Origin of the sequence: Mucilaginibacter gracilis (assembly GCF_003633615.1) — a bacterium.
GTDB classification, from domain to species: Bacteria; Bacteroidota; Bacteroidia; order Sphingobacteriales; family Sphingobacteriaceae; genus Mucilaginibacter; species Mucilaginibacter gracilis.
The window spans coordinates 333,708-350,683 of the sequence record NZ_RBKU01000001.1; the positions used below are offsets into that span (position 1 = coordinate 333,708).

16 protein-coding genes are annotated in these 16,976 nt (G+C 40.9%); 5 read left to right on the top strand and 11 right to left on the bottom strand.

The genetic code is table 11. The features are described from left to right. Positions 1–58: 58 nt before the first annotated feature. From accB to pdxA, 7 genes are all read right to left on the bottom strand, one after another. Complete coding sequence (gene accB, locus BDD43_RS01300) at positions 59–523, bottom strand: acetyl-CoA carboxylase biotin carboxyl carrier protein (RefSeq protein WP_121195860.1); 465 nt, start codon at positions 521–523, stop codon at positions 59–61. A 207-nt stretch (positions 524–730) separates the two neighbouring features. Then, positions 731–1,720 carry a beta-ketoacyl-ACP synthase III gene (locus BDD43_RS01305; protein ID WP_121195861.1) on the bottom strand — a complete coding sequence of 330 codons (990 nt, stop codon included), beginning with the start codon at positions 1,718–1,720 and terminating at the stop codon, positions 731–733. A gap of 11 nt (positions 1,721–1,731) precedes the next feature. Further along, entirely contained in the window at positions 1,732–2,670 is a 939-nt protein-coding gene (plsX, locus tag BDD43_RS01310; protein ID WP_121195863.1) for a phosphate acyltransferase PlsX, read from the bottom strand. 14 nt (positions 2,671–2,684) lie between these two features. Then, positions 2,685–2,876 carry a 50S ribosomal protein L32 gene (gene rpmF / locus BDD43_RS01315; RefSeq protein ID WP_121195864.1) on the bottom strand — a complete coding sequence of 64 codons (192 nt, stop codon included), beginning with the start codon at positions 2,874–2,876 and terminating at the stop codon, positions 2,685–2,687. A 20-nt stretch (positions 2,877–2,896) separates the two neighbouring features. Next, positions 2,897–3,424, bottom strand: a complete 528-nt coding sequence (locus BDD43_RS01320; protein WP_121195866.1) for a YceD family protein — start codon at positions 3,422–3,424, stop codon at positions 2,897–2,899. Between the two features lie 459 nt (positions 3,425–3,883). Continuing rightward, entirely contained in the window at positions 3,884–5,077 is a 1,194-nt protein-coding gene (locus BDD43_RS01325; RefSeq protein WP_121195867.1) for a DUF5009 domain-containing protein, read from the bottom strand. Between the two features lie 270 nt (positions 5,078–5,347). Beyond that, positions 5,348–6,403, bottom strand: coding sequence for a 4-hydroxythreonine-4-phosphate dehydrogenase PdxA (gene pdxA / locus BDD43_RS01330; protein ID WP_121195869.1), 1,056 nt, complete (start codon positions 6,401–6,403; stop codon positions 5,348–5,350). A gap of 173 nt (positions 6,404–6,576) precedes the next feature. On the opposite strand from pdxA, the gene rsmA reads away from it, so the two are divergent. Further along, positions 6,577–7,356, top strand: coding sequence for a 16S rRNA (adenine(1518)-N(6)/adenine(1519)-N(6))-dimethyltransferase RsmA (rsmA, locus tag BDD43_RS01335; protein ID WP_121201841.1), 780 nt, complete (start codon positions 6,577–6,579; stop codon positions 7,354–7,356). A gap of 29 nt (positions 7,357–7,385) precedes the next feature. On the opposite strand, the gene BDD43_RS01340 is transcribed toward rsmA, so the two are convergent. Continuing rightward, positions 7,386–7,817: a hypothetical protein gene (locus tag BDD43_RS01340; protein ID WP_121195870.1), complete on the bottom strand. Its 432-nt coding sequence runs from the start codon at positions 7,815–7,817 to the stop codon at positions 7,386–7,388. 41 nt (positions 7,818–7,858) lie between these two features. Here BDD43_RS01340 and BDD43_RS01345 point away from each other — a divergent pair, with 41 nt between their 5' ends. Continuing rightward, a complete protein-coding gene (locus tag BDD43_RS01345) occupies positions 7,859–8,203 on the top strand; it encodes a phage holin family protein (RefSeq protein ID WP_394339620.1) in 345 nt (114 codons plus the stop codon). On the opposite strand, the gene BDD43_RS01350 is transcribed toward BDD43_RS01345, so the two are convergent. Continuing rightward, the gene (locus BDD43_RS01350) at positions 8,204–9,424 is read right to left on the bottom strand and encodes a peroxiredoxin family protein (RefSeq protein ID WP_121195873.1); all 1,221 of its coding nucleotides are present in this window, start codon (positions 9,422–9,424) and stop codon (positions 8,204–8,206) included. A gap of 202 nt (positions 9,425–9,626) precedes the next feature. On the opposite strand from BDD43_RS01350, the gene BDD43_RS01355 reads away from it, so the two are divergent. Beyond that, positions 9,627–12,086, top strand: coding sequence for an outer membrane beta-barrel family protein (locus BDD43_RS01355; RefSeq protein WP_121195874.1), 2,460 nt, complete (start codon positions 9,627–9,629; stop codon positions 12,084–12,086). 8 nt (positions 12,087–12,094) lie between these two features. On the opposite strand, the gene BDD43_RS01360 is transcribed toward BDD43_RS01355, so the two are convergent. Further along, positions 12,095–13,189, bottom strand: a complete 1,095-nt coding sequence (locus tag BDD43_RS01360; protein ID WP_246001400.1) for a metallophosphoesterase — start codon at positions 13,187–13,189, stop codon at positions 12,095–12,097. Between the two features lie 149 nt (positions 13,190–13,338). On the opposite strand from BDD43_RS01360, the gene BDD43_RS01365 reads away from it, so the two are divergent. Next, entirely contained in the window at positions 13,339–13,665 is a 327-nt protein-coding gene (locus BDD43_RS01365) for a hypothetical protein (protein WP_121195876.1), read from the top strand. A 78-nt stretch (positions 13,666–13,743) separates the two neighbouring features. Here the strand turns inward: BDD43_RS01365 and BDD43_RS01370 are convergent, their stop codons facing one another. Next, positions 13,744–14,601, bottom strand: coding sequence for a sigma-70 family RNA polymerase sigma factor (locus BDD43_RS01370; RefSeq protein WP_121195877.1), 858 nt, complete (start codon positions 14,599–14,601; stop codon positions 13,744–13,746). A gap of 430 nt (positions 14,602–15,031) precedes the next feature. Between BDD43_RS01370 and BDD43_RS01375 the strand changes: the two genes are divergently transcribed. Further along, entirely contained in the window at positions 15,032–16,948 is a 1,917-nt protein-coding gene (locus BDD43_RS01375) for a DUF3857 domain-containing protein (protein ID WP_121195879.1), read from the top strand. Positions 16,949–16,976 lie beyond the last annotated feature (28 nt).

Sequence of the window (16,976 nt, forward strand, 5' to 3'; positions counted from 1 at the left end):
AGGATTATCAGGTCATAAAAAATAATAACCTAATAACCAATAACTTAGTAACTAAATACTAAACCGGCTCAACCAAAAACAAAGGTTGGTCGTATTCAACCGGCGATGCATTATCAACCAGTATTTTAACTATACGGCCGGCAACTTCCGACTCGATTTCGTTAAACAGTTTCATTGCTTCGATAATGCAGGTCACGTTGCCTACAGCTATCTCGTCGCCAACGTTTACAAACAGCGGTTTATCAGGGCCGGCCGAACGGTAAAATGTACCTATCATGGGCGACCTTACTGTAATATATTTTGAAGTATCGGGACCAACCGGGGCAACGGGTGCGGTTTCGGCAGGTGCAGAGGCTACAGGAGCGGCAACCGGTGCTGCTGCAAGTGGCACAGTTGCGTGTACTACTGTTGGTGCCTGGTTGGTTTTAATTGTGATCTTGAAATCCTCTTGCTCAATTGCAACTTCGTTTACGCCCGATTTGGCAACGAAGCGGATAAGTTCCTGAATTTGTTTAATATCCATTGATTAGGTATGTGGGTGTTTTGGATAAAGTTATATTTTAATGTGCAAATATGCGTATTTTGATGTGCGAAAATGCAAATGTGCCCATGCGTAAATGCTTTTTATTTACTGATATTTATTTTGACAGACCTCTGTTTATAATGTTTAAATGTACAACATTGTTTCATATCATTTGCACGTGTACACGTTAGCGCATTTGTACATTTATTAATAGGCCCATTTTAAATAAATGGAGCCCCAGGTAAAGCCTCCGCCAAAAGCAGCTAAAATAAGGGTATCGCCCTTTTTTAGTTTGCTTTCCCATTCCCACAAACAAAGGGGGATGGTACCGTTGGTGGTATTGCCATATTTTTCAATGTTTATCATTACCCTTTCGGTAGGTACACCGGTACGTATGGCTGTAGCATCAATAATACGTTTATTGGCCTGGTGGGGTACCAACCAGTTAACATCATCAGCGGTTAGACCGTTGCGTTCCATTACATCGGCGGCAACTTCGGCCATGTTGGTTACCGCAAACTTAAATACAGTGCGGCCTTCCTGAAATGCAAAGTGTTCTTTGTTATCAACAGTTTGGCGCGTGGCTGGGTGTAATGACCCGCCAGCTTTTTGATTTAAGTAGGCACGGCCAGATCCGTCGGTTTTGCAAATAGAATCTATTATTCCGTAACCATCGGTATTGGGCTCAAGCAGGGCAGCCCCTGCGCCATCACCAAAAATAATACAGGTTGCCCTGTCTTCATAATTAATTATCGACGACATTTTATCGCCACCTACAACCAAAACCTTAGTATATTTACCGCTCTCAATAAAACCGGCACCTGTAGCAAGCCCAAATATAAAACCCGAGCAGGCTGCATTTAAATCATATCCCCAGGAGTTTTTAGCACCTATCCTATCGGCCAATATATTTGCCGTTGCCGGGAAAGGCATATCGGGCGTTGAGGTACAAAAAATAATAAGTTCTATTTCGCTGGCGCTGATGCCTCTTTTTTTAAGCAATTCTTCAACGGCCGGTACAGCCATGTCTGATGTGGCCAGGCCTTCGCCTTTTAGTATCCTGCGCTCTTTAATACCGGTACGGGATGTTATCCATTCGTCGTTGGTATCAACCATAGTTTCCAGCTCATGGTTTGTTAAAACGTAATCTGGTACGTAACCACCAACTGCCGTTATAGCAGCATGAATTTTATTCATCTAATTCCTTTTTATTGAAAAGCCTTTTTGATTTTATCAACAAGGCCGCTCTCGACCATGTCTCGTGACAGAAGAACCATGTTTTTTATGGCCTTTGGAGTTGAGATGCCATGACCAACCACAACCGCGGCGTTAACCCCTAATATTGGGCTACCGCCATACTCTTCGTAATTGAGGCGATCAAAAAAGTCATCCTTAAATTGCTTTTTAAGCGCAACTACGTAAAACGATTCGGCCATTTTAAGTACCACGTTACCTGTAAAACCGTCGCAAACAATAACATCGCTATGGTCGCCAAATAAATCACGTCCTTCAACATTACCTGCAAAGTTAAAAAGTTTGGTTTCCTTAAATAACGGATAAGTGGCCTGTAAAAGCAAATTACCTTTTTCCTCTTCCTCACCAATATTCATCAAAGCCACGCGTGGGTTTGGTATATTGTAAATAGATTCGGCAAAAAGGCTGCCTAATATGCCAAACTGCAATAAATTTTCGGGTTTGCAATCGGCATTAGCACCTACATCAAGCAATATGTTTAGGCCGCCCTTTAATTTAGGGGCAATAGCCGTCATGGCCGGGCGCAAAACGCCTGGTATAGCTTTTACGCTAAACATAGAGCCCACCAGCATGGCACCGGTGTTACCCGCCGATGCAAAAGTTTGAATGCTACCTTCCTTCAATAACCTAAAACCAACACTTATGCTGGAGTTTGGCTTTTGCACTACGGCTTTTGTAGGATGCTCACCCATACCAATCACCTCGGTTGTATGCACAAACTCGAAATGATCGGGATTAAAATTATTTTCCTGAAGAATATTTACAGCCACCTCCTTATCGCCTATCAGAACAAGATGTTCGTTAGCCGATAAGGCCCCGTGAGCCGCAATTGCACCTAAAACAGTCGCCTGGGGTGCGTAATCGCCGCCCATTATATCTAAGCCAATCTTCATTTCAGAAAATTAACTTAAACTGCAGCAGTATTCTCAATCAGTATTTTTCCGTTGAAGTAAACATTACCATCAACAGTATAAGCTCTGTGCGGTAAATGTACAGCACCTGTAGTTTTGCAGGTAGTTAAAGTAGGAGCTTCGGCTTTGTAGTGTGTTCTACGCTTGTCTCTTCTTGATTTGGATATTTTCCGTTTCGGGTGTGCCATAACTTGTTGGTATTACTATTTTATTTAATTTTTTTAAGCGCGTCCCACCGTGGGTCCGCATCTTCACTTGGTGGTTCTTCACCGCTTGCCAGCTTATCTAACTGGTCAAGCATTTCTATATCACAATACTGCGTTTTACCTTCATAGCCGCATACCGCCACAAACGGCACCGCTACATTTATATATTCGTATATTAAACCAGCTACGTTGATCTCGTGATCGTTTTTGCTGAGTGTAATAATGTCTACTTCATCATCCCCTATCTCCACTTCGCCAAACTTGGCTATCGCCCGCTCGCCGGTTTCAATTACCTGCGGGTATTCGGCAAGGCAACGGTCGCACCCCATATCAATGGTACCGCTGATTTTAAAATCAAGGATAATCATTGTTTCCTGCTTATCCAGTTCAACACGGCAATTTAATTTGCCACTTTTTACTAATGAATATTCAAATTCATCAAAAAAGGCCTTAGTTATCTCAAAATCGAAAGAATGCTTTCCGAGTTTGAGCCCAGTGTAGGGAATCGAATATGGTTTGAGCGATTTCAACGAGCGATAATTAGCCCGCAAATTTAGGAAAAATAACACAAGTGGAAAGAGTTTTTTAAAAAATGGAGAAGATAGCGACGAGTGCTATTATAATAATGCGTAAATAGCACTGTATGAACGGTTTTTGATTGTTTTCTTTTTAATTTTCAATCCCGATTTAAAGTTGGTTTTTAAACCACAAAGCGCACAGAGCGCCGCAGTGCTAGGGTTAGATGTAAAAAACCTGAATTATTTTAATAGATAGGGGCACCAACTAAACAAGTTTACAAGCAATTGCATTACGTGATATGTTAGGGCGTTGCCTTACGGCCCGCGCTCTTCGTTCCAAGTCCTCGTTCGCCGATAGAAGCTCACTCCGGGCTTTCCACTACGATCGCTAACGCGGCATAATGCTCATTCTTATCTTTGATATACCATAATCTGGCAAATCCGAAATCGGCCATCCAAAATCCCAAATCACTATATCCTCAACCTGATATGCCATTTTTCTAATCTGCCAGCCAGCCAAACCATTAAAAAGGCAAACAGCAGGCATTTTATTAAACCGCCAATGCCGTGGGTGGCAAAATCGGGGTAGCCTATGTTGGTCATTTGGTAAAGGGGGTAAAATAAAAAGGGCAATAGGTAGCAGGTTAGCGTACTTGTACCGGCAGGTTTAATAATGCTAAACCAGTTTTGTTTACCCCGCATATCCATAAAAAACATAAAAGCACCGTAGGCTAAAATATTAATTGCGGTACATATCATTACCCATGCCGGGGTATCGCCGGCCTTTGATATCCCGCCGCTAAAAAAGCGCACCATAAAACCCATGTTAAATAAAATGAGCGACATGAGTAACAATGCTACCCAAATTAACCGGGGCTGTTTATTACGCATAAACCAGGCATACAGGCACGATATAACCAGCCCCGACGCCGTAAACGCTTGCATTGCCCCATTGCCGGCAAGGCCCAGGTAATTTTGCGTACCATTTAAAAAGCCAAGCCAGCCAAAATGAAAATCGAGGTTAAAGAGCAGGAAAAACACCCAGGCGGTAACCAGCACCAGCAAATTACCTTCGGAATACAGGTAAATGAGTGCGCATAATAAATAGGCCCAGCCTATTAAGCCCAATATACCCCACCAGCTAAAATGCAGCCACGTGGGTGCCGCTGCTGTACCACCCTTATAAAGCGCGCACATTACAATTAACAGCGCTATGCCCGCCCCGCGTAGCCCATAGCGCAACGCCTTTGAGGTATTGGGAGGATAATCCATCCAAATTAAAAAAAAGCTTAGTGTAATTTGTATTTCCCACCACGTTTCGGGTATTACGGCATCGGCACTGTAGGTTTCCATATTGGCGTGCATAAACCCGATAAAGATGAGTATGGCCGAACGGCTAATAATGTAACCCGTTATGTTACGCTTGCTCTCTCCGGCTTTGAGCCTGCCTTGTATGGCATGCGGTATTGATAAGCCAACTATAAATAAAAACGCAGGGAAAACAATATCGGCCAAACCCAGGCCATCCGTTCGTTCGCCGGCGTGTTTTATCCATTCGGGCACACCAGGTACGCCGTCAATGTCGTTCACAAAAATCATCAGGAACATGGTTACAGCCCTGAATATGTCTATCGATTGGATTCGGCTTTTAAACTTACTACTCATCAACAAACATAAAAACACTATGGGGTTAATTGTTTTAACTATAGTGTAAAAAACATGTTATACCTTGACGTACAGGTATTTTTTATGCAATTACAGTTAATTTAAAGCATTTTTTTAAGCCAATAAAGGAGTAGTTAGTTTAAAATCTAAACCACATTAAACGCTTTTGCACAGCCTTGGGGGCTACCAAGCATACCAAAAACAATAAAACAGGAGTATAGCAAAGTACAGGTGCATGAGCAATTGCTACCAATACAGCTATACTTTTACTTAATCCCTATCCCTGCTGAGTTTGGTAAAGGTTAATGTATTTTCGAGTAATTCGGCAGACTCGCGGCGATGTTTAACAATGTGTATGGCCGAAAACAAAGCTTCGCGGAAAGAGATTTCGGAAGCAACACTTTTACCTGCAATATCATAAGCTGTACCATGATCGGGCGAGGTACGTACAATATTTAAACCGGCGGTAAAGTTTACGCCATTTTCAAAAGCTATTTGTTTAAAGGGTATCAAGCCCTGGTCGTGGTACATAGCAAGCACGGCATCAAATTTAAGGTACGCACCATTGGCAAAAAAGCCATCGGCCGCATACGGGCCCATAGCTAAAATACCGAGTGCCTTAGCTTCGCTAATAGCCGGGTTAATGGTTGTTTGCTCATCGTTACCTATCAAACCGTCGTCGCCCGAATGGGGGTTTAGGCCCAATATTGCAATTTTGGGTTTGCGTATCCAAAAATCTTTTTTCAGGCTTTCGTTCATCATCTTAAGCTTTGATACGATGCCCTCGATGGTTATATTTTTTGCAATATCGCCAACCGGGATGTGGCCGGTAACTACACCAACTTTAAGGTCGTCGCTAACCAAAAACATTAACGAATCATGGCCGCCGGCACGCTCCTGCAAGTATTCGGTATGGCCTGCAAACTTAAAATTTTCGTTTTGTATATTGTGTTTGTTAATGGGCGCCGTAACTAGGGCATCTATATCACCGGCAACTAAATCGGTTGTGGCTTTTTCTAACGACAAAAATGCGTATTTACCGCCTGTTGGTGTTGATTGGCCAAGTTCAATTTTAACATCTTCTTCCCAGCAATTAATAATATTGGCGCGCTTTGGGTTGGCCTCCGCCGGAGTGTTAATTACATTGAAACTAAAATCGTTAAGTTTTAAAGCTTTACGGTGGAAAGATGCCACCTTGGTGTGCCCATAAACTATGGGGGTACAGTAATCCAGTATTTTAGTATCGGCAAGGGTTTTAATAATTACCTCAAGCCCAATACCGTTAACGTCGCCTATGCTTATTCCTATTTTTAATTTGTCGCTCATATGTTTATGATTTCACCGATGTAGTTTTAACTACACCGATTCTATTCTTCGATTTCGTCGTCAGCCTACCGGCTACTACAATCGCCTTTCTTAACACGCAAAGTAAAAGATTTTAAACCTCATTACCTTAACAAAGCACAAATATGACGTTATTTGCGGTAAAGTATAATATAATGAGTATAGTACGGGCAAAAAAACATCTGGGGCAACACTTTTTAACGGATAAAAATATTGCCGAAAAGATAGTGAACAGCCTTAAACTAACCGATAGCTATAAACAGGTGCTTGAAGTTGGTCCCGGCATGGGTATCCTGTCGGATTTTTTGCTCAAAAAAACCGAATATGAAACGTACCTGATTGATATTGACACCGAAAGCTTTCAGTTTCTGCAAAAAAAATACCCGGCTTTAGGCAGCCGCCTTATTAATGCCGATTTTTTGGAGATGGATTTTAGCCAAACTTTTACCGGCCCGTTTGCTATCATCGGCAACTTTCCGTACAACATATCATCGCAAATATTATTTAAGGTATTAGACAACCGGCAGCAAGTGGTTGAAGTTGTAGGCATGTTTCAAAAAGAGGTTGCCGAGCGTTGCGCAGCCAAACCCGGCAGTAAAGAGTATGGCATTTTAAGCGTTTTTTTGCAGGCTTATTATAAGGTTGATTATTTATTTACCGTAAAGGCCGGTGTGTTTAACCCGCCACCCAAAGTGCTATCGGCAGTGATACGCTTATCGCGGAATGAAACCCCGCAATTAGATTGCGACGAAAAATTGTTTTGGCAATTGGTGAAAGCGGGCTTTAACCAGCGCCGTAAAACTTTGCGCAATGCCATATCATCCCTAATACCAAAGGAAAAAATAACCGACCACCCACTGCTTGACTTGCGCGCCGAACGTTTAAGCGTTGCCGATTTTGTAACGCTAACCAATAAGGTTACTGCCGAGCGATAGACTACCGGTTACAGCCGCCAAAGCATAACTTAAAACTTAAACACTACCTCGGTATAGTTTTGCCCCTTTAAATTGGTTTTAGAACGAATTAAATTTGACGTGCTAAAGTTTGTTGTGTTGCCGTAAAAACGCGCAAAATATTGCTGATGTTTTTTAAAGGCGGTATCGGGCGTAAAGGTGATGGTGCTATCGGCTACACGGTAACTTCCAGGTTGCTCGTTTTGCAGGTCCTTCATATCGGTATCGGCAGGCATGTGGTAAACCGGGAATATTCCCTGCCAGTTTTCGGTTGTAAGCGAGTCCTTTTTCATCTCCTGCAAAACAGAATAATCGAGCCCCGTAATACAAACCGATTGCGAATCGGCCGCGAGGCGTATATTGACACCCTGGTTTTGCTTAACCGATGGCGCGTGGCAGGCCACAAATACAAGCAAAAAAAAACAAAGTATCAGGCGTGGCATATCATAAAGCTTTTTAGTACAATTGTATCTTCAAATATAAAATGATGAAATTTATACTCGAAATATTTTTAACCGGACTGGCTATCCTTATTGTAGCCCAAATTATACCGGGCGTTGTAGTTAATGGTTATTTAACAGCTTTAATAGCAGGCATTTTGCTTGGCGTGGTAAATGCAACTATCGGCTTAATTTTACGCATACTTACCTTTCCGCTTAATATTTTAACGCTGGGCCTGATATCGTTTATTATAAGCGTGTTTATGGTTTTACTGGTGAGCCATATATTAAACGGCTTTTATGTACACGGCTTTTTTTCGGCGGCACTTTTTGCCATTGCGCTGGCTTTAATTAAAATGCTTTTCCATAGTTTGGAAAAAAGCAGATAATTATTTTTCGGCTAACAAATCGTCGTTAAGTTTTTCAAACTCGTTAATAAACTCGGCATAGTGGTCTCCGGTTCCGGGGCCGCTAAAACCTGTGTGTATTTTACGCACATCTCCTTTTTTATCAATAATAATAGTTGTAGGGAAAGCTAAAAAATTAGCCATCATGGGTAAGCTTTTACCGGTTTCGGCCTTGTCGTTAGTATAGCCCGTTATCAGTAACGGATAAGGTACGTTAAAGCGATTTTTTAGCTGTTCAATACTTTTTTTCGATCGGTTAAAATCTGTGCTTCGTTCGTAAGCCAGGCCAACAACTTCAACGCCTTTAGCATGATATTTTTTGTAAAAGTTAACCATATAGGCCGTTTCGTCCATACAATTTGGGCACCACGAGCCCATCATCTGCAAAATAACGACCTTGTTTTTAAAGCGATCGTCGGTTAATGATACCTTTTTGCCATCCAGATCGGTAAAAGTAAATGCCACCTTTTTATAACCAGGCTTTAGGGCCGTTAACGAGTAGGCATCCGGTAATTTGGCATTGGCGTTTTTTATAGCTGTCCATTGGTCTTTACTGGTATAACCTGCAAAAAACTTACCATCGGTAAGCGTTTGCGCATCCCTAATTTTAGCGGTGAATAAAAACGCATGGCCGCCATCAAAACAACTTAAATAAAGGCTATCGCCTGCAACTACGCCTTCAAGGTAACGGTAATCGCCGGTTGTGGTTAAAAAGGTGCCGGTTAGGTGCGCACCCTGCTGTTTAAATTCGGCTACTGTGGTATCGCCACTGGCAAATATGGCAGCCCACCGCCCGTTAACATTAAAGGCCGGTTTAGCAGTAGTTTTAAAAAAGCGATAATTTTGATTAGGCTCGGCGGCAAAATCAAACAGCAAATCTTGCTTTGGTAAATGTCTTATCCAACGGCCCTTTAAATCATCACCAACAAAAGCGGCCCTAAATTCCGAATCAAACAAAGGCATGTGGATAAACACCGAATCGCCTTCGGCTTTAACATCAGGCACCAAAAAATGCTCACTCCCGTTTATAATGGCCAGTTGTTTTTTGCCGGCATCGCCCTTTACCTCAAAAGTAAAAGGAATTAGTTTTCCGGATGCCGTTTTAACCGATGCATGCCAAATGCCATTAACCAATTTAGCCTGAGCCAAAACTATATTAGAACTCAATATTAAAAAGGCAATTACTGCCATCAGTTTTCTCATTGCGGTAAAATTAAGGTATCACACAATAACGTGTAATTAATTTATAAATATGAAGATACAACGAAATGGGCTTTGTGTAAAGCCATTGATAAAAGTTAGCAGCGGCATGACAATAATTATTTTAAACTATACTTTTAGTTTATAAACTATTTAATTAGTTTTGTAACTATGTTTTTAGTTTAACATATTTAAAACTTACTTTATGCTCATCCCAAAAAGGTTTTCGCTCAAGTTTATTTTAATGGCAGTGTGTATGCTGCTACTGGTATTAAGCGGCAATGCCCAAAGCTTAAATAAAGGTACACTAACGGGTAAAGTGGTTGACGAAACTAACCTTCCATTACCATTTGTATCCCTGTTTTTGAAAAACTGTTCGGATTCAACTTTTTATAAAACCGGAATTAGCGGCAATGATGGCACTTTTAGTTTTGGTACAATAAACAAAGGCTGCTATGTGCTGCAAATAAAAATGCTTGGTTTTAAAAGCTATGCTACACCAGCCATTGCCTTTGAAAACAACACGAAAATTGATTTGGGTGTGATAAAATTACTACCCGCCACCAAAATGTTAAACGCCGTTACCATTAAGGCGCAAACCCAGTTTATTGAAAGGCGTGCAGACAAAATAGTAGTAAACCTTGACAATGGCTTAACAGCAGGCCAATCAATAATGGAAGTAATGGATAAACTGCCGGGTGTTACCGTTAACCCCGACGACCAAATTAGCCTGAACGGCCAGGGCGTGCAGATATATATTGATGGTAAGGCCACTCCCCTATCTTCAAGTGCGTTATCCAGTTTACTAAAGGGCATGTCATCCACAAATATTCAGAAAATAGAATTGATAGCCCATCCTTCGGCCAGGTATGATGCTGCCGGGGCGGGTGGCATTATTAACATTGTGCGAAAGCGAAACCATAAGGAAGGTTTAAACGGAAACGTTTACGGCGGTGCCGGGCAGGGGCGCTTTGGAAAGCAAAACGGAGGTTTAAACCTTAACTATAAAAACACGGGTTACAATTTATTTTTCAATGCCGATTACTCGCACAACAAATACTATGTTGACAACAACTTAGTGTCTGATTTTTTTGATGGTAACCACGTTTTCACCAACCAAAATGTGTCGGCCATTAACAGCATTCGCAGCAATGCAACCTATACTCCTACATTAGGCTTAGATTTATACCTGTCTAAAAAAACAACATTGTCATTTTCGGCAACTAATGGCTTGCAAGTGTTCGATAGAAATGCGCTTTCGAGTACTAATTTATATACTGCTAACCAAGCCATCAACGGCAGTAATTCGTTTTCAAACCTGGTAAAAACCAATACCAATAATTTTTCATCGGGCATGCATTTGCTGCACCAGTTAGATACTCTGGGTAAAGAGTATACTATTGATATGGACTATTTTATTTACACCAATAACTCCAACCAACACAACCAAAACACAAATTACGATACATTGGGTACTTTTACCGATGCCCAAAAAACACTTTTCAACCAGGATAGGAGATTTGATGTATATTCTGCCAAGGCAGATTATCAGTACCCATTAAAAAATAATGCACACTTAGAGTTCGGTTTTAAATCGAGCTATGTGGTTTCAAACAACAGCAACATGCTCTATAATATTGTTGCCGATGTAAACACCCCCAATTTAGCACAAAACGATTATTTTAAATACTCCGAAAACATCAATGCGCTATATTTCACTTACAATAAAGAACACAAGAGATTTTCGTACCAATTGGGCCTTCGCGGCGAAGGTACTTTGGGCACCGGGCAACAGCAACAAACCGGGCAAACTTTCGATAAAAAATATATCCAGTTATTCCCATCGGCATACTTCGACTTTAAACTAAACGCTAACGAAAGCCTGAACCTAACCCTCAATAAACGGATAGACCGCCCTACTTACGAAAACCTGAACCCACTACTGCGAATTATAAACTCCACCACCTATTTACAAGGCAACCCACAATTACAACCCGCAATTTTATACAATGCATCGGTAACAAACGCATTTAAAAATGCCTTTTTTGCTACAATTAATTACAGCATCAGCCTGCACGACTTTACCTTTTTCACCTCTCCTTACAACGGCGATAAAACCATTACCACCACCCGGCCCGATAATAACCGCTACACCCAATATGCCAGTTTTATACTGGCTTACAACAGGCAAATTACACCTTGGTGGTTTACAAGCACAAATGTAAATTTAAACGAACAATGGTTTAAAACAACAGATAACGATGTCGGCGTTTACAATAAGCAATTATTAACCGCTAATTTTGATACGTATAACAGCTTTGCACTCAACAAAAAGCTTTCGTTTTTATTACTGCTGAAATACAGGGGTAAGGCGCAAGATCGCAACGTTGTTAACGATCCATATTTTGTAGCAACAACCGGCTTGCGGCAAGCCCTATTTGGTAGCCGCGGATGGCTGGCCCTTAACGTTACCGATATACTGCATACTTATAAAATAGCCTATGTACAAAACTCGGTATCTGTAAATCAATACTGGGCAAATGCTAACGAAACCACCGCTGTAAGGCTAAGTTTAAGTTACTCGTTTGGCGGCAAAATAAAAAAGACAACAAGCAGCAACGGTGCAGTTGATGAAAAGCAACGAACAAGCACTAAAGAAAATTAATTTGCAATTTAAATGGCAGCAACCAATTCGCGCAAAGCTATTTCTTCCAATACAACCCTTACCGATTGTTGGCTATCATACTTCCATTTAACAAGCCGTATAAAACCTTGCTCTATTTCTATCCCGGTAATATCGCCGTCGTTAAAACAGCAGCAGCCGCTGTTAAAGTAGGTGGGCTTGTAGCCTTTAAAACTTGGCAGGGCACTGCCTTTAACTACGTGTTTATCAATTTGCTGTTCTATCAGTTTAAGGGTAGCAGTATCGTTGTCGGCTTTTGCGATGTCCATTTTGCGATACATGCGCTCCAGGTGCGTGAGCGATTCAAAAACAGGTTGGTGGGTGTGCCCGGTAATAAGCAAGGCATTGGTTTGTAATGCGCTCCAGTTAAACATCATGGTGTTGTGCAAGGTCTTCAAATGGTCGTCAACCGATGGTGTATTCAAATTAAGTTGCAGGTACATTTGCAGCGGCCCCCATATGGTAGCAATAAACCATTTGCTAAACCAGTTGCCATCGCTTTGTAAATCGCCCTGGTGGCCATGAGTTAAAAATATATCCAAGGGCTTACCATCAATTTTGCATTGCAGTATAACGCCTTCGTAAATTGGCAATTTGCGCCCGTAAATGCGCTCAATAAACAAGGGAGCAAGCGGGTCGTTATCCCAATATAAATCGTGGTTGCCAAATATCTTTATAAAGGCATCCCTATCGGCAAATAAGCGTTCGTTAGTAAAACTGGTTTTATTTTTCCGTTTTACACGGGCAATAGTATTTTCCCAAAGCTCTTCGCCATCGCCTAAATTAATATAGGTAAAATTATTTTTGTTGTAGTGATCGAGCGCTGCTATGTAATTCTGTTCCGCGAAAGCAAAAATATCTGAGCCGTTTTTTGTACCCTTATGCTGATCGGAAAATATGATAAACTGCTGCTGCTCATCAAACTCAATAACAGGCCCTTTTTTACCGGGGTTAGTTTTAATATTCTGATTTAATTCGGTTAAGGCTGCAAACACCCGCTTTTGGTCGGGCCTTGAGTCGTACTTGTCGGCTAATTTTCCAATGGGTTTGCTTAAAATATTTTTTAAAAACCGGCGCATCATCATCCAATAAATCTACTGTATTTAGCAGCATCAACAAACATTTACGTAAATGGTTAAGCATTTTGCACAATAAAGTAACGTTTAGGCTACAAGCGAGTCACCACTAAACCCTGGTGCTTATTATCCGTCATACTTACAAAAAATAAATTATTATGAAAACTAAAGCATTAATCATGTCAGTCATGATCGCCATACTCGGAATATCAAGTTCATCATTTGCTCAAACCCGTTTTGACAATACCCATCCACGCCGCGCCGAAGTAAACCACAGGTTGGCTAACCAGGACCGCCGCATTCACCAAGAGGTGAAGGAAGGCAAAATGTCGTACAGGGAGGGCGCACGTTTACAACGCAACGATTACCGGATAAGAAAAGAAGAAAGCAGAATGGCAATGCGCCACAACGGCCATTTAACCAGCCACGAAACCGCACGGTTAAACCATCAGGAAAACCGGGTTGCCCGCCACATAGGTAATTAAGCAATCTGCATAAAACAAAAAGAGGCTCCCGGAAAATTTTTCCGGGAGCCTCTTTTTGTTATTTTAAAACTGTATTTATTACAAATACGATTGTAATAGGTTACTCCTCGAAGTGTGGCGTAAACGTTGTAAAGCTTTATCTTTTATCTGGCGAACACGTTCGCGGGTAAGGTTATATTTCTCTCCTATTTCTTCTAACGATAAAGGGTAGTTATTACCTAAGCCAAAAAACAATACAATAACCTCGCGCTCGCGCTCGGCTAAAGTAACCAACGAACGCATGATCTCTTGTGAAAGCGATTCTTCCATCAAGTAATCATCAGTGGTAGGCTCATTGTTTTGCAAAACGTCTAACAAAGTATTTTCTTCGCCTTGTACAAACGGTGCGTCCATGGATACATGACGGCCTGAGTTACTTAACGAATCGCTGATCTTGTCTTCGGTAGTTTCCAATATGTCGGCTAATTCTGCCTGCGATGGCTCACGCTCATATTGTTGCTCCAGTTTAGAGAAGGCCTGACGGATTTTGTTTAACGACCCGATTTGGTTTAATGGTAAACGAACAATACGTGACTGCTCGGCTACAGCCGATAAAATAGACTGACGAATCCACCAAACGGCGTACGAAATAAATTTGAAACCCTTAGTTTCGTCAAAGCGTTTTGCCGCTTTAATTAAACCCAGGTTACCTTCGTTAATTAAATCGCCAAGGGTAAGGCCCTGGTTTTGATACTGCTTAGCTACTGATACAACAAAACGCAGGTTAGTTTTTGTTAGGCGCTCCAAAGCAGCCTGATCCCCTTCCCTGATTTTTTGTGCCAATATAACTTCTTCATCAGCGGTTATCAAGTCTACTTTGCCAATCTCGGTCAGATATTTATCTAACGATTGAGATTCGCGGTTTGTAATGGATTGGGATATTTTGAGTTGTCTCATTTGTTATAATAACATAAATAAATTATTGTACCCTTATGCTGTACAATGTACTAAATTGTTTCGTCACATTGATAAACGAAAAAAATTAAATTAAAATTGTTGTATAAATAAACATTTATCACTTAAATGACACTATCCTGAAATAACAACATTTTATAAACAATTTTACCTTATTGAACCCTTTAGCGGCATTTTTTGCCTGCCGGAGCGGGTTGCTTTTTTAATTTTTGTGTACTTTGTTTATGTATAACGTATTTTATCTCAAGATGTTTCGCGGGTGCAAAGGTAAGTTTATTAAATTAATTTATCAACATCAAAATAATCATCTGTTTTGTAGCTTTCGCTATTTAATTCAATCAAAATATTTAATACATACTACTCTTATTAAACGCAGATTTTATAAATTTAGCATATATCTTATCACACAAGTATGACTAAACTTTTTACCAGCCTTTTTTTACTATTGGTATTTGCCGCCAACGCCCAAACAATAGTTACCACAAGCCAAAGTGCCCAAATACCGCCAAATGCTTTGCAACCCTACGGCAAAATAAGTATGGACGACATGACCATGAAAGCCTGCGATTTTGAAAAAGACGCCAATGCCGAGGTACTTTTTGATAAAGGAACCATTACATCAGACGGAGGCGTATACATCAAAAAACATGTGCGCATAAAAATTTTTAATGAGGCCGGTAAAAGAGTAGCCAACTTCCGGATAGAATATTTGAGCACCCTAATGGAGAAACAATTATCGGGTTTAAAAGCTGAAACGCTGAATTTAGAGAATGGCGAGATTATTGCCAGCCCCTTAGATAAAAAATCGATTTATACCGAAACGGTAGATCGTGAGCATTCCGCTATGGTATTTCCATTTCCTAATGTAAGGGCGGGTTCGGTTATTGAAGTGGAATTTACCTTTTATGTGGGAGGCTTTCCTACATGGTATTTTCAGCGTGAAATCCCAACCAGGTACAGCCAAATTGATACCGACTTACCAACGGGCGTAACTTTTAGGGCTATACCTTATGTTAGGCAACCCTTTGCGAAAGCCGTTGGCGGTGTTGACGATTTTAGACAAATTAGGGCTCTTGCCAATATACCATCGTTACCCGACGAGCCTTTTATGACTAGCCGGCAAACAAATTTACAACGGTTGGAATATACCCTTGCCAGCCGCCTCAACTTTACCTGGCAAATTGTGGGCAATAAGTATATGGAGATTCCGGAATTTTCATCCGGCCTTGACAAAGGCTTACCCCAGGAAAAAATAATTATTGACAAGGCAAAAAGCATGGCAAGCGACAATGAAAAAATATCGTACATTTTTAATACAGTTAAAGAGCACATGCGCTGGAACGAAAAACATGCTCCTTTTTCGTTTGATGGCGTATCTTCAGCCTGGAACAAACAAACCGGCTACTCGGGCGAGATTAATATGATGGTTTATCACTTGCTAAAAAAAGTCGGCGTAAAAAGCTTCCCGATGCTGGTAAGCACCAAAAACCATGGCCGGGTAAATGTGGCCAACCCTGATGCTTATATATTTAACAATATGGTGGTTTACCTACGTGTTGATAGCACGCGCTGTTATGTTTTAGATGCATCAGACAAGTATGGCCAGTTTAATGAAATACCAGAGGACTATTTGAACCATTTTGGCTTGAAAATAGACCCGGATGAAAACCACCATGATGCACTTTTTTTAGAAAAAAAAGAACCTGCTATTCAATCCATATTTGTTAACGCAGAGGTTAATGCAAACGGAAAAATGGCCGGCACAACAGAAATATCAAGCACGGGCCGTAACAAAATTAACGCTATAAAAAGCTACAAAACTAATGGCGAAGAAAAATATTTAACATCCCTTACCAACGATTATACGGGCTTAAAAATATCATCCATAAAATTTGAGGATATGGATGTTGATACTTTACCGCTAAAACAAAAAATTGCCTTTGAGCAGGAGCTTACCGGCCTGGCCGAAGGATATCTTTACTTTAACATAAACCTGTTTAACTTAATGGGTGCCAACCCGTTTATGAAAGAAAACCGGGTATCGGATATTGATTTTGGGTACAGGCATAATTACACCATTAGCGGTTTTTACAAACTACCCAATGGCTATAAGTTAGACGCGCTGCCCAAAAACGTAAGCGTTGCCATACCAGATGGTACCATTACCTTTAAACGCATAGTAACCGAAGAAAATGGCATGGTTAGGGTACGCATGGCTGTTAACCACAAGCAATCGCTATATTTTGCTGAAAATTATGCAGCTATCCGCGAGTTTTACAAACAGATGTATAGCTTTTTAAATGAGCCTGTGGTGTTAAAAAAGATATGATTTTCATTATTAAACAGATTTAATGCGG